Source organism: Pseudoramibacter alactolyticus ATCC 23263 (assembly GCF_000185505.1).
In the GTDB taxonomy this organism is placed as follows: domain Bacteria; phylum Bacillota; class Clostridia; order Eubacteriales; family Eubacteriaceae; genus Pseudoramibacter; species Pseudoramibacter alactolyticus.
Map to the genome: position 1 here is coordinate 393,080 of NZ_GL622359.1, position 16,440 is coordinate 409,519.

The 16,440-nt window shown below is 47.5% G+C and carries 16 protein-coding genes, 1 tRNA gene, 1 pseudogene and 1 other annotated feature; of the genes and pseudogenes, 15 read left to right on the forward strand and 3 right to left on the reverse strand.

Annotated elements, in window-relative coordinates; genetic code table 11:
* Positions 1-61: 61 nt before the first annotated feature.
* The 4 genes from hemZ to HMPREF0721_RS01890 all read left to right on the forward strand — a co-directional run bounded on the left by hemZ (position 62) and on the right by HMPREF0721_RS01890 (position 4,731).
* Positions 62-1,570 (forward strand): coproporphyrinogen dehydrogenase HemZ, encoded by a 1,509-nt coding sequence (gene hemZ / locus HMPREF0721_RS01875; protein WP_207635231.1) that lies wholly within the window; start codon positions 62-64, stop codon positions 1,568-1,570.
* 124 nt (positions 1,571-1,694) lie between these two features.
* Positions 1,695-3,476, forward strand: coding sequence for an aspartate--tRNA ligase (gene aspS, locus HMPREF0721_RS01880; RefSeq protein WP_006597837.1), 1,782 nt, complete (start codon positions 1,695-1,697; stop codon positions 3,474-3,476).
* Positions 3,477-3,554: 78 nt separating this feature from the next.
* Positions 3,555-4,028: a SoxR reducing system RseC family protein gene (locus HMPREF0721_RS01885; RefSeq protein ID WP_006597838.1), complete on the forward strand. Its 474-nt coding sequence runs from the start codon at positions 3,555-3,557 to the stop codon at positions 4,026-4,028.
* Position 4,029: 1 nt separating this feature from the next.
* Positions 4,030-4,731, forward strand: coding sequence for an HAD family hydrolase (locus tag HMPREF0721_RS01890; RefSeq protein WP_006597839.1), 702 nt, complete (start codon positions 4,030-4,032; stop codon positions 4,729-4,731).
* Positions 4,732-4,811: 80 nt separating this feature from the next.
* On the opposite strand, the gene hcp is transcribed toward HMPREF0721_RS01890, so the two are convergent.
* The gene (hcp, locus tag HMPREF0721_RS01895; protein WP_006597840.1) at positions 4,812-6,464 is read right to left on the reverse strand and encodes a hydroxylamine reductase; all 1,653 of its coding nucleotides are present in this window, start codon (positions 6,462-6,464) and stop codon (positions 4,812-4,814) included.
* A gap of 140 nt (positions 6,465-6,604) precedes the next feature.
* On the opposite strand from hcp, the gene HMPREF0721_RS01900 reads away from it, so the two are divergent.
* Positions 6,605-6,982, forward strand: a complete 378-nt coding sequence (locus HMPREF0721_RS01900; RefSeq protein ID WP_006597842.1) for a DUF488 domain-containing protein — start codon at positions 6,605-6,607, stop codon at positions 6,980-6,982.
* On the opposite strand, the gene HMPREF0721_RS01905 is transcribed toward HMPREF0721_RS01900, so the two are convergent.
* On the reverse strand, positions 6,965-7,633 hold the full coding sequence (locus HMPREF0721_RS01905; protein WP_006597843.1) for a Crp/Fnr family transcriptional regulator: 669 nt from the start codon (positions 7,631-7,633) through the stop codon (positions 6,965-6,967). The genes HMPREF0721_RS01900 and HMPREF0721_RS01905 overlap by 18 nt on opposite strands.
* A 180-nt stretch (positions 7,634-7,813) precedes the next feature.
* Here HMPREF0721_RS01905 and HMPREF0721_RS01910 point away from each other — a divergent pair, with 180 nt between their 5' ends.
* The 3 genes from HMPREF0721_RS01910 to HMPREF0721_RS01920 all read left to right on the forward strand — a co-directional run bounded on the left by HMPREF0721_RS01910 (position 7,814) and on the right by HMPREF0721_RS01920 (position 9,344).
* Positions 7,814-7,999 carry a ferredoxin gene (locus HMPREF0721_RS01910; RefSeq protein ID WP_040639837.1) on the forward strand — a complete coding sequence of 62 codons (186 nt, stop codon included), beginning with the start codon at positions 7,814-7,816 and terminating at the stop codon, positions 7,997-7,999.
* 98 nt (positions 8,000-8,097) lie between these two features.
* Positions 8,098-8,766, forward strand: a complete 669-nt coding sequence (locus tag HMPREF0721_RS01915) for a chromate transporter (protein ID WP_006597845.1) — start codon at positions 8,098-8,100, stop codon at positions 8,764-8,766.
* Complete coding sequence (locus HMPREF0721_RS01920) at positions 8,763-9,344, forward strand: chromate transporter (protein WP_006597846.1); 582 nt, start codon at positions 8,763-8,765, stop codon at positions 9,342-9,344. Before HMPREF0721_RS01915 ends, HMPREF0721_RS01920 begins: the two co-directional genes overlap by 4 nt.
* A 72-nt stretch (positions 9,345-9,416) precedes the next feature.
* Here the strand turns inward: HMPREF0721_RS01920 and epsC are convergent, their stop codons facing one another.
* Positions 9,417-10,370, reverse strand: a complete 954-nt coding sequence (gene epsC, locus HMPREF0721_RS01925; RefSeq protein ID WP_040640173.1) for a serine O-acetyltransferase EpsC — start codon at positions 10,368-10,370, stop codon at positions 9,417-9,419.
* Positions 10,371-10,580: 210 nt separating this feature from the next.
* Positions 10,581-10,819 (forward strand) — a binding site (T-box leader).
* A 70-nt stretch (positions 10,820-10,889) separates the two neighbouring features.
* Here epsC and tyrS point away from each other — a divergent pair.
* From tyrS to HMPREF0721_RS01955, 7 genes and pseudogenes are all read left to right on the forward strand, one after another.
* Positions 10,890-12,113, forward strand: coding sequence for a tyrosine--tRNA ligase (gene tyrS / locus HMPREF0721_RS01930; RefSeq protein WP_040639838.1), 1,224 nt, complete (start codon positions 10,890-10,892; stop codon positions 12,111-12,113).
* Between the two features lie 276 nt (positions 12,114-12,389).
* A pseudogene (gene tnpA, locus HMPREF0721_RS11410) lies at positions 12,390-12,797 on the forward strand (IS200/IS605 family transposase).
* Between the two features lie 231 nt (positions 12,798-13,028).
* Positions 13,029-13,105: transfer RNA gene (locus HMPREF0721_RS01935), tRNA-Pro, on the forward strand.
* Between the two features lie 448 nt (positions 13,106-13,553).
* Positions 13,554-14,369, forward strand: coding sequence for a hypothetical protein (locus HMPREF0721_RS01940; RefSeq protein ID WP_156788676.1), 816 nt, complete (start codon positions 13,554-13,556; stop codon positions 14,367-14,369).
* Between the two features lie 36 nt (positions 14,370-14,405).
* The gene (locus HMPREF0721_RS01945; RefSeq protein WP_006597851.1) at positions 14,406-15,104 is read left to right on the forward strand and encodes a YggS family pyridoxal phosphate-dependent enzyme; all 699 of its coding nucleotides are present in this window, start codon (positions 14,406-14,408) and stop codon (positions 15,102-15,104) included.
* Positions 15,105-15,107: 3 nt separating this feature from the next.
* Positions 15,108-15,587, forward strand: a complete 480-nt coding sequence (locus HMPREF0721_RS01950) for a cell division protein SepF (RefSeq protein WP_006597852.1) — start codon at positions 15,108-15,110, stop codon at positions 15,585-15,587.
* A gap of 73 nt (positions 15,588-15,660) precedes the next feature.
* A complete protein-coding gene (locus HMPREF0721_RS01955; protein ID WP_040639839.1) occupies positions 15,661-16,434 on the forward strand; it encodes a YlmH/Sll1252 family protein in 774 nt (257 codons plus the stop codon).
* Positions 16,435-16,440 lie beyond the last annotated feature (6 nt).

Consider the following 16,440-nt stretch of genomic DNA (forward strand, 5'->3'; position numbering starts at 1 on the left):
CGGGAAGGTTCAAGCGGACGCAAATGTGGGCATGAACAGGTGTATAAAAATGGGATTTCATATGAATAAAAGAAGAACACAAGCAAAAGAAACGACGTCTGCGGACTTGTCCCGTGTGAAGACAATCGGCCTGATCATGCCGGACTACGCGCCGTGGCGCACGGCGGCCCGGGAATTGCTGATGGCCTATTTGCCAAATGGCGATATTCAATTCGATGGCGAAGCAGACGCCATTATCCGAGTGGTTGATGCACCGGAAGGTCTGACCATCGAGGCGGAGATTTTTGACCAGCCCTTTAGCGAATGCACCTTTGAAGTGAAAGCCGACGAGACGCCGGACTCGGAGCGGTTCAAGACGTTCTTCTATCATTTTCTGAAAGACCTTTTTAATCGGCCCCTGGCGTGGGGAAGCCTCACCGGCATTAAACCGGTTAAAATTGCCCATCATTATATGGCGGGCGAGGGGCTCACTCGACGGCAAGCCATGGATAAGATGATGCGGATTTACGATGTCAGTGCGGAAAAAGCTGCGCTGGCGGCGGGAATTGCCCGTCGAGAAATGCCCATCGTCTATCCGCTGGATGATCATCTCGTGTCTGTTTACGTGGGGATTCCCATCTGTCCGGCCAAGTGCAGTTATTGTTCGTTTGTTTCCACCATTGCGGATAAAAAAGGCGTGCTCTGCGCGGATTATCTGCAAGGGCTCATCTCGGAGATCCGGCAGATGGGAGCCTGGATGATCAAGCGGCAACTGCGCGTCGACACGCTTTATATCGGCGGTGGAACGCCATCGGTATTGTCGGTCAGACAAATCGAGCGATTGCTTGCGGCGCTGAAGGAAAGCCGTTTGGTTCATTCGAAGCTGCGGGAATTTACCTTTGAAGCGGGGCGTCCGGAGACCACAACGCCGGAAAAACTGGCGGTGCTCAAAGCCTTCGGGGTTGATCGCCTTTGCCTGAATCCGCAGAGTATGAATAACGAGACCCTGGCAGCCGTCGGGCGCTTTCACACCGCGGCGGATATCGAGCGGGTGTATCGTCAGATTCGCGGCGTCGGCTTTGGCTGCGTCAATATGGATTTAATCGCAGGCTTAAATCAGGAAACGCCAGCGCAGTTTTTGACCTCTCTGGATCGGGTCGTGGCGATGCGCCCGGAGAATTTGACAGTGCACAGCCTGGCCATTAAAAAGGGCTCGCGCATGAAGGCGGCCGGTGGTCATCGCTATACGCAGCTTTATGATGCAGCGTTTTACGATCAGGTTCATCAAAAGCTTGCCGTGGCGGGTTATGAGCCCTATTATATGTACCGGCAGAAATACGCCCAGGGCAATGGTGAAAACATTGGCTATTGCCTGACGGGGCATCCGGGGATTTACAACACGCTGATGATGGCGGAAAAGCAGACGATTATCGGGATCGGCGCCGGATCCTCCGGAAAGGTTTATCATGCGCAGACGGATCGCTTTAATAAGGTCTTTACTGTTAAGGATATCCGCACCTATAATCAGCGGGGTCAGCAGGTGATCGATCAGAAACGCACCCATTATCAGAATCTCATCAATCAGAAATGAGCGGGAACTTATGGCGGAATCAGGCGGTTAAACCTTGACGCCATAGGGCCTAAAGCATATAATAAAAAAACGTGAAATTGGCCGCCTTTGGGCAGCTTTTAATAGAAGCAGGAGGAATTTGGATATGATGGAAACCCATTTTAGATCCGCCGTGTGCGGGGATATTGATGCGAATAAAAACGGTCAGGCCGTCAAACTCGCGGGCTGGGCAGACAGCCGCCGCGACCTTGGTGGGGTGATTTTCGTCGATCTGCGCGATCGTTCGGGCATCGTTCAGCTGGTGATCAACGAAGAAGACGCCGGCGCGGATTTTGCCATTGCCGAAAAAGTCCGCAGCGAATATGTTTTAAATATCGAAGGCACGGTGCGCAAGCGCGAGGCCGAAAATGTCAACCCGAAGATGGCCACGGGGCAGATGGAGGTGCTTGTTTCAAGGCTGACTATTTTGGACACCTCAGCTACGCCGCCGATTTATGTCGAGGATGACGATAAATCGGGAGAAAATGTACGCCTGAAATACCGTTATCTGGATTTGCGCAAGCCCAAGAATCAGAAAATTCTAATGACGCGCGCCCGGGCGGCCAGCATTGTGCGGGATTATTTGAATCACGAGGGGTTCTGTGAAATTGAGACGCCGATTCTGGGGAAAACCACACCGGAGGGGGCCAGGGATTTCTTGGTGCCATCTCGCGTACAGAAGGGGAATTTCTTTGGTTTGCCCCAGAGTCCGCAGCTTTTCAAGCAGATTTTGATGATTTCCGGCATGGACCGTTATTATCAGATCGCGAAATGCTTTCGGGATGAAGATCTGCGTCAGGATCGCCAGCCGGAATTCACCCAGATCGATATGGAAATGTCTTTTGTGACCAAGGACGACATCATGCCGATTATGGAGGGGATGATCGCGCAGGTCTTTAAAGAAATCCGGGGCGTCGAATTGGAGCGGCCTTTCCCGCGCATGACCTGGCAGGAAGCCATGGATCGTTTCGGCTCCGATAAGCCGGATATGCGCTTTGGTATGGAACTGCACAATCTGTCGGATATTTTAAAGGATTCAGATTTCAAGGTGTTTTCCGACGCGATTCAGCGCGGCGGTTCGGTTCGGGCTGTCATTGCCAAGGATGCCCAGGGCAAACTTTCCAAAAAGACCCTGAAAAATCTGGAAAAATTCGCCAAGATCTATAAAGCCAAGGGACTAGCCTGGATCGATGTGAAAGACGAAGGCCAGAAATCACCGATCCTTAAATTCATTTCCGAGGAAGAAAAAGAAGCGATTTACAAAGAAATGGGCGCCGAAAACGGCGATTATATCTTTATGGTGGCCGATACCGATCAGATCGTGTGCACCGCATTGGGCCAGCTGCGTTTAGAACTGGCCAAGCGTCTTGGATTCGACCTGTCGGATCAGTTTAAATTCCTCTGGGTGATTGATTTCCCGCTGCTTGAATACGATGCCGAACAAGGCCGCTATGTGGCAGTGCACCATCCTTTCACGGCGCCGCTGGATGAAGATATTCCGCTGCTCGATACCGCGCCGGAAAAGGTACGCTCCGATGCTTACGATATGGTTGTCAATGGTGTTGAACTGGGAGGCGGCTCTATCCGTATCCACAACGGCGACATTCAGGACAAAATGTTTAAGGCGCTCAATCTGAACGAGGAAACCGTTCAGACGCAGTTTGGTTTTTTGATGGAAGCGCTGAAATACGGGACGCCGCCGCACGGTGGGCTGGCCTTCGGTTTTGATCGGCTGATCATGATGCTGCTTGATTTGGATAATATCCGCGACGTCATCGCTTTCCCGAAAACGCAGAACCATTCGGATCTGATGACGGAAGCACCGGCGCAGGCCAGTCTTGACCAGCTCATCGATTTAGGCATCAGCGTCGATGACGATATTGTCTAAAACAGAATGCGACCTCAAGGCAGAACTCCTGAATCAAACGCGGGAGTTCTTGTTTTAAGCAGAAATGGAGGTTTAAAAATGATTGAATACGGAACAGTCCAGAGAGTCAAAGGGGACCATGCTAAAGTCGTGATTCGGCGGCACGAAATGTGCGCCAACTGCCAGGCATGCGAAATGGCGACGTCCAATAAGACGATGACAGCTCAGGCGAAAAACAAAGCGCAGGCGAAAGTCGGTGATGATGTGGCTGTCGAGATGGAATTGGCGAGCTTGATGAAGGCGAGCGGTATTGCCTATGGGGTGCCACTCGTTGGTTTTTTTGTCGGTGTCTTTTTGGGGTATTATGCTTTGGCGCCGAGGCTCGGCTGGAATCCGCCGCTGGCAGGTTTGGGGTTTGGCCTTCTGTTAACCTTTGGGGTTTACGGTGTGATTAAATGGCTGGATTGGCAGGGATCGTTTGGCCGCGGAGAATACGAACCGGTGGTGACAGCTGTGCTCAATTCGGAAAACAATCCTTTAAAGCAAGGACCGGCACCCGTTAAGGAACGATGATATGTGCTGTGTCTTTTTTGATGTTGACGATACCATTTACGATCAATTTTCGCCCTTCAGGTCGGCTTTCAAAGGCGTCTTCGGCCATCGTTTCGATGCGCTGAATCTGGAACGGCTTTTTGTTTGCAGCCGGGCTCGCAGCGACGAGGTCTTCGAGATGGTGGCGTGCGGGGAATTGACGGAATCGGAAATGTATGCCTACCGCATCTGCAAGGCTTTTGAAGACTGCGGCGCTTTCCTGTCCCAAGAAGATGGTTTGGCTTTTCAGGAAGTTTACGCCACGGAGCAACAGAAGATCAAATTGCTTCCGGACATGGTGTGCATTTTCGATCATTTGCAGGCAAAAGGCGTGCCGATGGGAATTATTACCAATGGACCTGAAGCCCACCAGATGCGCAAAGTGCAGACGCTGGGCCTTAAAAAATGGATTGCGTCGGAGCATTTTCTGATTTCCAGTGAGGTGGGCGCCGCCAAGCCGGCCACCGCTATTTTTAGAGAGGCAGAACGGCGATTGGATGTGCCGCCGAAGGCTTGCACCTATATCGGCGATGCCTATGCCATTGATGTGGTGGGAGCGAAGTGCGCAGGCTGGCGTGCCATTTGGCTGAATCGTCGGGAGAATACGATCCCGGAAGACGCGGTGTATTTTCCGGATTACGAGGTGAAAAACGAAAGTGCATTGGCGCAGCTGCTTTTAAAATAAACAATCAATCGGCATATAAAAAGGCAATCTCATTGGAGATTGCCTTTTTGGCGTGTTGTTTGTTTATTTTATAAGGAGGGTTAGGCTTCTTTGAAGAAAAGGTTCATATCATCTTCGACAGTGCCGATGCCGGCGATGCCGAAGTTTTCCACCAACACATTGACCACGTTGGGTGAAAGGAAAGCCGGCAGGGTGGGGCCGAGGTGAATATTTTTCACACCGAGAGAGAGCAGGGCGAGCAGTACAATCACGGCCTTCTGTTCGTACCAGGCGATATTGTAGGCAATGGGCAGATCATTGATGTCGTCCAAATTGAAAATTTCCTTGAGCTTCAGGGCGATGAGGGCTAAAGAATAAGAGTCGTTGCATTGGCCGGCGTCAAGCACGCGGGGAATGCCGCCGATATCGCCGAGGTTGAGCTTGTTGTAACGGTATTTGGCGCAGCCGGCGGTTAAAATCACGGCATCCTGCGGCAAGGCTTTGGCGAAATCTGTGTAGTAGCTGCGGCCCTTTTGGCGGCCATCGCAGCCAGCCATGACGACAAACTTTTTGATGGCACCGGATTGAACGGCTTCGACGATTTTATCAGCCAGGGAAAAAACCTGTTCGTGGGCAAAACCGCCGACAATGGCACCGCTTTCGATCTCGGTCGGCGCGGCGCATTTTTTCGCGTGTTCAATGATGGTTGAGAAGTCCTTGACTTCGCCCGGTTCGCCGGGAACATGGGGGCAGCCCGGGAATCCGGCAGCGCCGGTGGTGTAAAGGCGGTTTTTGTAGCTCGCTTTGGGCGGGACAATACAGTTGGTGGTCATCAGAATCGGCCCGTTGAATTTTTCAAATTCATCCTTCTGCTGCCACCAGGCGTTGCCGTAGTTGCCGGCAAAATGGTCGTACTTCTTAAATGCCGGATAATACTGGGCCGGCAGCATTTCAGAGTGGGTATAAACATCGATGCCGGTGCCGGCAGTCTGTTCAAGCAGCATTTCGAGGTCGCACAGGTCGTGGCCGGAAATCAGAATGCCCGGATTTTTGCGCACGCCGATATCCACGGTGGTGATTTCGGGATTGCCATAGGCTTCGGTGTTGGCACGATCGAGCAGGGCCATGCCGTCGACGCCGTATTTGCCGGTTTCCAGGGTGAGAGCGACGAGGTCGTCAACACTCAAGCCGTCATCCAGCGTTTTGGCGAGTGCTTCCTGGATAAAGGCATCGACTTTGGCGTCGGTTTTGAGCAGAGCGTTGGCGTGTTTGCTGTAAGCCGAGAGCCCCTTGAGACCGTAGGTGATGAGTTCGCGCAGGCTTCGGATATCTTCATCCTTGGTGGCGAGGACGCCGACTCTTTCCGAGGCGGCTTTGGCTTCAAACTGATCGGCGGTTGCGTTCCAAGTGGCTGCGTCCGGAAGATCGACAGCCGCCTTGACCTGGGATCGCAAGGCTTCTTTAACGCGCAGGGTTTCTTCGATGCGGGCAACGATGGCTTCTTTATCGAAGTTAGCATTGGTGATTGTGGTGAACAGGTTGACGGTTACCAGACGATCGACCGTTTCGCTGACAGGCTGGCCTTCGGCGCGCAGCTCGGTGGTGATGGCCGAAAGCCCTTTGGTGACGTAAATCAGCAGATCCTGCATGGCGGCGGCATCGGGTTTTTTGCCGCAGACTCCAGAGACGGTGCAGCCAGTGCAGCCGGCCGTTTCCTGACATTGGTAACAAAACATTTGATTCTGAGTGGACATTCAATTTCCTCCTTGCGAGTGCATATGATTGATTTAATGACTTTATTATACGGACAGGAGGAAAAGAAAACTGTTGTTCTAACAACGGAATAAAAAAATACAGATCGTTATGCTGTAACAAAAGAATAAAGGAGGGGAAAATGGATCACATTAAAATCAAGCGTGTTTATGAACCGCCGGAAGATACGGACGGAAAAAGGATTCTGGTGGATCGTCTGTGGCCACGGGGCATCTCAAAGAAAAGGGCCGCTCTGGACAGTTGGGCAAAAGAAATTGCGCCCTCACCCGATTTGCGAAAATGGTTCGGACACGAGGCGAAAAAATTGAATGATTTTGGAAAGGCCTATCGCGGGGAATTGACACGAAACCCCGATGCAATGGCATGGGCTTCAAAGATCGCAGATTGGTTAAAACAGGGGGATGTTACCCTGCTTTATGCCGCCAAGAACCCGCAAGTCAACCATGCGTTGATACTAAAAGATTGGCTTGAACAGAAAATTTTAAAGATCGAAATTTAAAACAAAGTGACTTTTTTCGGTGATGAGCAGTCCTTCATCCTGCATTTTGGAGAGCTCGTGCGAAAGGGCTGAACGATCGACACTCAAATAATCGGCCAAATGCTGCCGATTGAAGGGAATGACAAAATCGTTGGTATTTTTTTTCTGCGCGACAAAGGAAAGATAGGAGATCAAGCGGCCGCGGATGGATTTGCTGGAAGTGTGGAAAATGCGCCGGGACAGATGCAGGTTTTTCTGGATAGAGATCATCAGCAAATTGTGAATAATGGTGTGACGGCGATTGGCAATGGAGGTATCGTGGGAGAAATCAAAGAGATGTTCTGTTTGTAAAAATAAAACAGTGGATTTTTTCTGGGCGATCACATCGACCATGAGCGGCTCGCCGGAAAGAAGCGCATAGGTTTCGGCAAAAACCGATCCCGGGGCGATATTGGCGAGAACGGACGTATTGCCCCAAAAGTCGTTGTTTTCAATGCGCACAGATCCCGAAAGGACGAGTCCGATGGCGTCGGCGGAATCGCCGGCCATGTAGATCACGGCCTCGCGGTCATAATTTTTGATGCGATATCCGAGATTGGAAAGCACTTTGGGAATGGCATCTGGTGCGATGCCGTGAAACAGTTTGGTTTGAGAGAGAAAATCAATATCCAAGTCATGTCCCTTCTTTTGGCTGTAAATTAAAAAAGAATGGTTTTATGTTGGCAGTACAACTTTTATCAACAGCCTCATTGTATTATACTGATTAATAGAAGTCAAAGGAGAATTCTCGGTCGCGGTCGGCTTTGCATCGGGCCGATGGCAAGAGCGGGGTTTCTCAAAAGGAGGAAACAAATGAAATATGTCGTGAAAGATGGTTGCATTGGCTGCGGTGCTTGTGAAGCCGCCTGCCCGGAAATTTTTTTCATCAACGATGAAGGTTTGGCTGAAGCCAGAGACATCGAAGTGCCGGCAGACATCGCCGAATCGGCAGAAGAAGCAATGGATGGCTGCCCGGTGGGCGTGATTGAGGAAGCATAATCGAACGTGATGATGCCCGGATAGCATTCGGAAGTTTTTCCGGATGCTTTTTTCTTTGAATGCCATGATTTTACATCCGCTGATTTTTGTTGTAGACTATGATCAAGCCAATGATAAGAGAATGGACATTGGCGAAAGAGGAGGGCTATGTGAAAAAGATTAAAAAAACGCGAACAGAGTTGTCTGACGATAGAGAACGGCCAAGTCTGTGGGCGTTATACAGCACGTTTTTTAAAATCGGGATCATGATGTTTGGCGGCGGATTAGCTATGCTGCCAATCCTGCAGCGGGAAATTGACGAGAACAAGCATTGGGCGACTGAAACGGAGCTTGCCGATTATTATGCCATCGGCCAGTGCACGCCGGGGATTATTGCGGTGAATACGGCGACCTTTGTGGGCAATAAAAAACGCGGTGTGATTGGTGCCATTGTGGCAACCCTCGGTTTGGTCTCGCCGTCGCTGTTGATCATTATGACATTAGCGGGTATTATCGAAAAATACGACGATTTGCCAATTGTTCAGGATGCCTTTGCCGGGATCCGCGTGGCAGTGGTGGTGCTGATCTTTAATGCGGTGGTAAAAATTGGCAAAACATCAATCATCGATATCCCAACCCTGCTGATTTTTATCGCAGTGGCGGCTGGTTCCCTATTTATTGATGTATCACCGGTGGTCTTTGTGCTTACTGCCGCAGCGGCAGGCATTGTCATCGCAAAGATCAAAGCGCAACGTTCGCGTTTGTCAAAAGGCGGTGAACAATCATGATGTATTTGCGGTTATTTTGGGAGTTTTTCAAAACCGGACTGTTTTCGATCGGCGGAGGTTTAGCGACCCTGCCCTTTTTAAAAGCCATCGGTCAATCGACAGGATGGTTTACCCAGAGCCAGCTGGCAGATATGGTGGCGGTGTCTGAATCAACGCCGGGTCCGATGGGGATTAATATGGCAACCTATGTGGGCTATACCGTCGGTGGGGTGCCAGGGGGCATCATCGCGACTATTGGCGAGGTCGCACCGGCGATTGTTATCATCATCATTATTGCCGCTTTTCTCAAAGCTTTTGAAGATAATGAATATGTGAAAGCTGGTTTTTATGGCCTGCGGCCGGCCTCGACCGGACTGATCGCAGCTGCGGGGCTTTCGGTGGCAGGGATTGCTCTGTTTAAGAGTCACAAAGTGTTAACCTGGCACAATTGGCTGGGGCTTATCAATATTCGCGCTGTGATTTTTGCCGTTGTGCTGCTGGTGGCAACCCGATGGATCCCTAAAGTCAAAAATTGGCATCCGATCTTATTTATCGTGGTGGCTGCTGCGGTGGGGATGTTGCTGCATTTTTCCGGCTGATTTGATAAATGGAAATAGCGCAAAATAAAAAAACCGAACTCAAAAGGTTCGGTTTTTTGGTGTCGATGATCCTTAAATCATGTAGAACCAGCTGTCGTCGAGGGGGATTTCTTTGGAATCGACACTGCCGTTAGGCTTTTGGCTGTAATTATAGGAAAGCTCCTGGTTTTTTATGGAAACGCGGGCGCCTTCCGGAATCGAAGTGGTGATAAAGGCGTTACCGCCGATTACGGCGTCTTTGCCCACAATGGTATCACCACCGAGCACCGATGCTCCGGCGTAAACTGTTACGTTGTCTTGAATGGTCGGATGCCGTTTGATTGCTTTAAGTTCCTGCCCGCCCTTTGTGGAAAGGGCGCCCAGAGTTACGCCCTGATAAATCTTCACATGGTCGCCGATGATGGTGGTTTCGCCGATGACGATACCCGTACCATGATCGATGAAGAAATATTTACCGATGGTTGCCCCGGGATGGATATCGATGCCGGTGACGCTGTGCGCATGTTCGGTCATTATGCGGGGGAGAACCGGAACTTTGAGCAAGTACAATTCGTGGGCGATGCGGTTGACCAGGGTGGCATAAAGCCCGGGATAGGAAAAGATGATTTCGTCTTTGTTAAAAGCGGCGGGATCACCCTCATAGGCGGCTTGAACATCTGTTTCGGTATATTCGCGGACGAGAGGAATGCGCTTGAGAAACTGAAAAGTTAAATCCTCGGCATCTTTACCGAGTTGGCAGTGGCTGTGATTTTGATAATCTGGCAGATAAGGCAGAACGATTTTGATCTGGCGAATGAGATTGTAAATAATATCTTCAAGCAGCATCTGCACATTGGTGCGCCGGGTATAGGCATGATAGACTTTGTTTTTATAATACCCCGGATAGACGATGATCATCAGGCGGCGAATCAAAGCAAGCACGTCATCCTTATCCGGGTGATCGTAGGGGAGAAGCTGATCGATTTTTTTGTTTTCGCCATAATCGAGCATGAGCTCGTTGGTCAGACGGTTAATTTTTTCTTCCATTTCGGAATGCTTCGGACTTTTCATATTAAACGTTCGGAACCTTTCTTAAATGTGCATAAGCATTGGATGTTCAGACGGTCAGGAGTCTGGATGGGTTGAATTGTAAATGATGATAAAAGTTTTGTCAAATCAAATGGCTTGAATGAATAAAAATAATGCTTGCCAGCAGCAAGCATATGCGATAGAATAAATTCCGTTATTAAATCAATCACCAAGGCTGTGAAGAAACAAAGTAGATCAGTGTGGAATCTTTTAGAGAACGTCCGGTTGGTGCAAGGGCGCAAGATCTGTCTGAGTCGAATACCTTTTGGAGCCGCTGACCGAAAGCCCTGCAAGTAGGATCAGACGGGTGCGCCCGATATTGCGCTAATGTGTGTTGGCACATGAAGAGGCATTGGCTGTGAAGTCAGTGCGAATTTGAGGTGGTACCGCGAATGCTCGCCCTCTGTTTGTTTTTGCAGACAGGGGGTTTTTATTTGGCGACAAAAATAGCATCAGAAAATGAAACGGAGGATAACGATGAAAATTTATGAAGAATTGGTGGCGCGGGGACTTATTGCGCAGGTGACGGACGAACCGCAGATCAAAGAGTTGATCGATAACGGCGGGGCGAAATTTTATATCGGTTTTGACCCGACAGCGGATTCGCTGCATGTCGGGCATTTCATGGCGCTTTGCTTGATGCGCCGGCTGCAGCAGGCCGGCAATCGTCCGGTGGTGCTCATCGGCGGCGGGACCGCCCATATCGGGGATCCTTCAGGCCGAACCGATCTGCGCCAGATGATGACAACCGAAACCATTGCGCATAATGTCGCATGTTTTAAAAAGCAGATGAGCCGCTTCATTGAGTTTGGTGAGGACAAAGCCATTCTTGTGGATAATGCGGATTGGCTGCTCGACTTGAATTACGTGGATACGATCCGGGATATCGGCGCTCATTTTTCGGTGAACAATATGTTGCGGGCAGAATGCTATAAGCAGCGTCTTGAAAAGGGGCTTTCTTTCCTGGAATTTAACTATATGATTATGCAAGCGTACGATTTTTATCATTTGCATAAAGCATACGGCGTGAACATGCAGTTCGGCGGCAACGACCAATGGTCGAATATGCTCGCCGGGACGGAACTGATTCGCCGCAAGCTCGGCGAAGATGCCTACGCCATGACCATTACGCTGCTACTCAATTCCGAAGGCAAAAAGATGGGCAAAACTGCCAAGGGGGCCGTTTGGCTCGATCCGGATAAGACGTCGCCCTTCGATTTTTATCAATACTGGCGCAATGTGGACGATGCGGATGTCATGAAATGTCTGAAGATGCTCACATTTTTGCCGCTGGATGAAATTGAAGCGATGGCCAATTGGCCGGATAACCGCATTAATGAGGAGAAGGAAATCCTCGCTTACGAATTGACGGCCCTGGTTCACGGTGAAGAAGAGGCAAAAAAAGCGCAGCATACGGCCAAAAGTCTTTTTGCCGGCAGCGGCAGCGATGCCGATATGCCGACATCGGAAATCGGTGAAGATGTGCTGACAGAAGATGCCATCGGCCTCATTGATCTTTTGGTGGCCACGGGACTGGCGCCATCCAAATCGGAAGCGCGCCGCCTGATCAAACAGAACGGCATTTCGGTGGACGGTGTAAAAGTCAACGATCAGAATGCCAGCATTGGTCGCGAGCGTCTGATGGCAGGCATCACGGTTAAAAAGGGGAAAAAGGTCTTTAGAAAAATGATTTTAAAATAAATACCAAGCGACCAAAAATCCTGATATGTACCCTTTTTACTGGATAACCAGTGGGAAGGGTATTTTTTATTTGGCTTTGACCAGTTGAGCAAGAGAGTTTTTCGAAGGGAAAAACGAACGAAAACGAAACAAAAATCCATCCGCCATGCGGGTGCGCGACGTTTGTTATACAAAAAAATCACCTTTCCGATTACAATAAAATTGTTCAAGTTATATTGCAGAAAGGAAAGGTAATTTATGGTGAAGCAATCAAATTCGCTCGCACACACAAAATGAATGTGCAAATATCCTATCGTCTTTATCGTCTTCTCACACCAAAGGATAGACGAAAAATAATTTACAATCAATATAAGGCGGATATAAGAGATATCCTCAAACAGTTATGTGGTTATAAAGGTGAGGAAATTCTGGAGGGGCGTCTGATGTCGGATCATATTCATATGCCCGTAAACATACCACCTAAAATCAGCGTTTCTTCATTTATGGGTTATTTTATAAGAAAAAAACGTATTAATGATGTTTGATAGATATGCAAATCTCAAGTATAAATCTGGAAATCGGCATTTTTGGCCAGTAGGTTATTAAGTCAGTATGGTCGGATTAAATGAGAAAATCATCAGAAAATGTATATGTGATGAGGAGAAGAACGATACCGTTCAGGATAAACTGAGTGTGAAGGAATAAGAAGATCCATTTAGGAGTTAAAGAAAGCCCCTTAAAGGGTGGCTAGTAACGAGTAGAGTGTGGTCCGAACGAAGAGAAAGCCTGCGCCTTGAGACGCTAAAGGCTTATCGCCCGTTACGCTGGCTGCCATTTTTAAGGGTGGGAGTGACTTTCAGGGCGATCATTGATACGAAATAAAAACGATAAAAGACTTGAATTAGGAAAAACTTTTCGCTATAATAATTGTATTGTCTGGGTGTGGCGCAGTTTGGTAGCGCGCGTGAATGGGGTTCACGAGGCCGGAGGTTCGATTCCTCTCACTCAGACCATTTCAATTTATACAAGGATGACAACGAATGAGTCAAGTTGCACGAAAAGAAAAGAGAAAAACCAAACGTAGACGCGTTCTTAAGATCGGTCTCGTTTTTTTTAATTGTGGTCGTGCTTGTTGCCTTCCATTATCGGAGGAACAAGAGCGGCCTGATTGAAAGAACGGACTATATCTATGAGACCAATGCAAAGGTCTATTTCTTTAAAAACATTGATTATATCGAATTGAATAATTTTAGCGCTGAGGATCTGGTGAATGTCCAGGGGAGCAAAGTCAATGGATACAGCGCCCTAACGAAGTCGAAAAAGATTGTCGATCAGACGTATATTAAAAATCAAATTAAAACGATCGATCGGATTTTAAGCGAAAAAGCATATAAAGATTGGCCGACGATTGTCGGACAGCTGCAAAGCAATTTTCGTGGATTAGATAAAATTTTCAGTCAGATGGGAAAGGATCAGAAGGAACGTAAAATTTTTTTGGTTAATTCCGCCAGTTATATGGGGATGACTAAGTCGGAATTAATCGCGAAGAAAAAAACTTTTGAAGCACTTCAGAATACTGGAAAACGAGACATTATTTTGGGTAAACTTGATATGTTGTCCACGGGTTATATTTACGGGACGGTGAATACCATGGAAAAAGTCGTTCGAGAGAGCACGTTGCCCTATGTTGATGTCAGTTTTCTCAATGATGTTTCCAAGATTGACCAGCAGAGCGAGTCAGTACTAAAAATTGTTGATAACGATAGACTTTTTGCCGCTTTTATTGTCGATCGTGATGAGTTGATCGGCGGTGAATCTCAGGCGCTGGCCATGAAAAAGAAAATTGTCGGCACAAAAGGGAAAAAGCAGAATGCCCAATATTACAATTATTTGGTTAAACGGGTTGATGTTTTATGGCAATATCCGCAATTAACCATTGAGAAAAACGGGAAGAATTACGATTGCTATTTGGTCGATGTCATGTATGATGGGGATCAAAAAATAGCGGTTGTTTTATTCAAAGATTATATTTCTGTTTTTGCCGGTGATAATACACTCAAAACGGATATTCATTTGCAAGCGTATACCGCTTATGAAGTTCCTCAAAGTGCAATCATTAAAAAATCCGGGCAGACCTATTTGAAGATCCTCAAAAAAAACTATTTTACCAGTTTACAGAAAGTAAAAGTTGATAAATACGAAAAGGGAAAAGCCATCATGCGGGTAGTGGAGAACCCGAATCTGACGGTGGGAACGGCTTATAAGATTTATCCATAAAAAATAACTTAAAAGTTATAAGAGAGAAGGGATTATATGCGCGTTGTGTCGGAAGCGACAGACCCAGAATTTCGAGAAATTATTGCGCGAAATGTTGCAAAAGTTCAAAGTCAGTTGCCCGATTCGGTCCGCTTAATTGCGGTAACCAAGAAACATACGATTGCAGAAACCCAGGCGGTGGTAGATGCGGGCGTCATGGATCTGGGTGAGAATCACGTTCAGGATTTAATAAAAAAGAAACTGGAAATTAAAGGCGATATTCACTGGCATTTTATCGGTCATTTGCAGACCAATAAAGTTAAATATTTGATCGGAGAAGTGGCTATGATCCATTCTGTTTCCTCATTAAAGTTGTTGAAAAAGATTGAGCAGGAAAGTGCTAAAAAAAATTTGGTGACGAATATCTTATTGCAGTTTAATTTGGCAGAAGAAGCGACAAAATCAGGATTTTCGGCCAATGAACTAACAAAGGCGACAGAAGAAGTCGCCCGGCTTTCACACATTAATCTGCGAGGCTTGATGTGCATGGGGCCGATGACAGAAAATTCTGATGAAATCCATAAAATATTTGGGCAATTAAAAGAAATGTATGATAAAATAAAAATAACTTATCAAAATGGTGAAAATCAAATCGATTGCCTATCCATGGGGATGACGAACGATTATCCGATCGCGATTGCAGAAGGCGCAACTTGCGTTCGGGTCGGTAGAAAAATTTTTCAGTGTGAGGAGTAAAAGATGGCAAACGAAAAATTCAAAGATAAAATCGTAAAAGTCTTTGGGATGGATGATGAAAATTACGAAGATGATTACAGAGACGCTTATGAAGATGAGCTGGACGGCGTAGAGGATGAATATGTCGAAGAAACAGAACCAGTTCGAAAGTCATCTCCTCGAAAGGTTGCGCCGCTGACGGGATCGGCCGAGGTTTTGGTGTTAAGTCCAGAATTTTTTGACGACGCTCCGAGCATTGTCAATAAAATCAAACAGAATAAAACGGTCGTCGTCAATTTGAAGAATACCGAATACGAAGATGGTCGAAAAATCTTTGACTTCTTAAATGGTGCGGTTTTTGCATTAGAAGGCACCATCAATAAAATTGCGGATAATGTTTTCATTCTCGCGCCAAAACAGGTGTCCGTATCAACAGAAATGGAAAAGAACAGCGATTCTGATTTTATTTCGACGCCGATTCTTGATTTCGATGCGGACAAGTAAATAAAGACTGTGCAAACGAAAGGCCGCAGGGTTTCTTCCTGCGGTTTTTCTTTTGTAATTTAAGATAGATATGATGAATGATTGGATTGAAGCCAAGAAGGCCAAAAAAGAGAAAATTATTCTGACACGGGTGAAAGATGCGGCACTGGCACAAGATTATCTTCATTTTTTTGATTTTTGCGATGAAATGTTGCAAATGCAAATAACAGATATTTTGAGGAAAAATCATGTTGATTATTTTTGGTACGGCGGATTTGACGATGCGACGCGAAAGATGCTATGTATTGTCCCGGATTATTTATCCGAGACGATTCGGGAACCGGAGGCTTTGGAATGGCCGATAATGGCAGCCCGGTTCTCGATGGATTTTGAATATAATCACCGACATGTGCTGGGGGAATTGATGAGTCTTGGGATTGCGCGAAACTGCATCGGCGACATTCATGTCAGCGGGGATGAAACTCAGGTGATTTTTCATGAAAAGATTTACCTATTTCTAAGAAATAATTTCACACGGATAAGGGGTAAAAGAATTGCGCCGTCTTTCTATCCGTCTCCGGAGATAAGAGCTTATGCGCCCAAATTTGAAGAAAAAATCATCACGGTATCGTCTCCCCGGATCGATGCCGTGATCGATCGTATTTGGGGTATTTCAAGACAGGACGCCGCTGAGGCGATTCATCAAAAAAGGCTTCGGGTCAATTATCGTGAAATCAGAAAAAAGGATCTGACTGTCAAGCCGGGGGACATCATCTCTTTTCGAGGGAAGGGAAAGGCAAAAGTATCGGATTTTGTCGGCGTTTCTAAAAAGGGCAGGCAGCGAATAAAAATTGAACGTTATATCTGAGAAAGC

Coding starts and splice junctions, on each gene's coding strand:
- hemZ (WP_207635231.1), top strand. CDS start 62: ATGAATAAAAGAAGAACACAAGCAAAAGAAACGACGTCTGCGGACTTG.
- aspS (WP_006597837.1), top strand. CDS start 1,695: ATGATGGAAACCCATTTTAGATCCGCCGTGTGCGGGGATATTGATGCG.
- HMPREF0721_RS01885 (WP_006597838.1), top strand. CDS start 3,555: ATGATTGAATACGGAACAGTCCAGAGAGTCAAAGGGGACCATGCTAAA.
- HMPREF0721_RS01890 (WP_006597839.1), top strand. CDS start 4,030: ATGTGCTGTGTCTTTTTTGATGTTGACGATACCATTTACGATCAATTT.
- hcp (WP_006597840.1), bottom strand. CDS start 6,464: ATGTCCACTCAGAATCAAATGTTTTGTTACCAATGTCAGGAAACGGCC.
- HMPREF0721_RS01900 (WP_006597842.1), top strand. CDS start 6,605: ATGGATCACATTAAAATCAAGCGTGTTTATGAACCGCCGGAAGATACG.
- HMPREF0721_RS01910 (WP_040639837.1), top strand. CDS start 7,814: ATGAAATATGTCGTGAAAGATGGTTGCATTGGCTGCGGTGCTTGTGAA.
- HMPREF0721_RS01915 (WP_006597845.1), top strand. CDS start 8,098: ATGATCAAGCCAATGATAAGAGAATGGACATTGGCGAAAGAGGAGGGC.
- HMPREF0721_RS01920 (WP_006597846.1), top strand. CDS start 8,763: ATGATGTATTTGCGGTTATTTTGGGAGTTTTTCAAAACCGGACTGTTT.
- epsC (WP_040640173.1), bottom strand. CDS start 10,370: ATGGAAGAAAAAATTAACCGTCTGACCAACGAGCTCATGCTCGATTAT.
- tyrS (WP_040639838.1), top strand. CDS start 10,890: ATGAAAATTTATGAAGAATTGGTGGCGCGGGGACTTATTGCGCAGGTG.
- HMPREF0721_RS01940 (WP_156788676.1), top strand. CDS start 13,554: ATGGGAAAGGATCAGAAGGAACGTAAAATTTTTTTGGTTAATTCCGCC.
- HMPREF0721_RS01945 (WP_006597851.1), top strand. CDS start 14,406: ATGCGCGTTGTGTCGGAAGCGACAGACCCAGAATTTCGAGAAATTATT.
- HMPREF0721_RS01950 (WP_006597852.1), top strand. CDS start 15,108: ATGGCAAACGAAAAATTCAAAGATAAAATCGTAAAAGTCTTTGGGATG.
- HMPREF0721_RS01955 (WP_040639839.1), top strand. CDS start 15,661: ATGAATGATTGGATTGAAGCCAAGAAGGCCAAAAAAGAGAAAATTATT.